The sequence below is a fragment of the Lutibacter sp. B1 genome (assembly GCF_012524075.1).
Taxonomy (GTDB): domain Bacteria; phylum Bacteroidota; class Bacteroidia; order Flavobacteriales; family Flavobacteriaceae; genus Lutibacter.
Map to the genome: position 1 here is coordinate 1 of NZ_JAAZUI010000124.1, position 929 is coordinate 929.

1 protein-coding gene is annotated in these 929 nt (G+C 31.3%); it reads left to right on the plus strand.

Annotated elements, in window-relative coordinates:
- The first annotated feature begins 41 nt into the window (after positions 1-41).
- Positions 42-791, plus strand: coding sequence for a hypothetical protein (locus HGB55_RS15220; protein ID WP_168817940.1), 750 nt, complete (start codon positions 42-44; stop codon positions 789-791).
- The last annotated feature ends 138 nt before the right edge of the window (positions 792-929 follow it).

Genomic DNA, 929 nt, shown 5'->3' on the forward strand with positions numbered 1-929 from the left:
CGTTGGCAACAAGCTGAAAAAAGATTCTGGAAAATTTTATAATGGACGAAAAAACAAGAGAAATATATGAAAAGTATGGAATAAATCCAGAAGAACGCGAAATCGAAAATCGAAAGATAATTGAGGAACGCTACAATAACATTGACTCTGAAAATAAATCATTTTTGGATAGCCTTTTTAAAAAAGCGTTAGAAGAAAACTTTGAACATTATAAACATTATTTACGCAACCCAAGATTTTACTACTTTACGGATTTAAAATCCACAATCGGAGAAATTGTTAAATGCTTGATTACTGAATCGCATACAGCAGCAATAACGCTGACAAATCATTTTCTTGAAAGAATATTAAAATTAGCATTAATTCAAAAAGCTTCAGGAACACAACCTGAAAAAATTAAGGATTGGAATGAAACTTACTCTGCATCTGACAAATATTCAAGTTGCACAATGAACTGTACAATCAAAGAATGTAAAGAATTAGGAATAATTACAGAGTATGAATTTAATAAATTGACACAATTACGACAAACAGTAAGAAATGGCTTTTCTCATTATGACCCAAAAAAAATATTGAGGGATTCAGAGAATACTATTGACTTGATTGACAAATCGGATTCTGAAAACAAAAAAATTGAAGGAATTAAATATAAAGAAATACCGACGTTGCAAAACTTCTTTGTTAGGAAATTTACGAGAGAAAATTCGGAAGAATATTTTGATTATGTTTTCAATTTAATGTTAAACATTGAGCGACATTTTAAAACAGAATATAACAAAAATGCGGAATAAAAGCCAGTTGCCAACAATGTATAACCGCAATTACGGCGGATTCGACTACGTCCGAATCCACTCGGAATTGCTAACGCCAGTTCTAAACCGAAAAACATTAACTTTAATCCCGTAACTGACGGTTATACGAGACCGTTG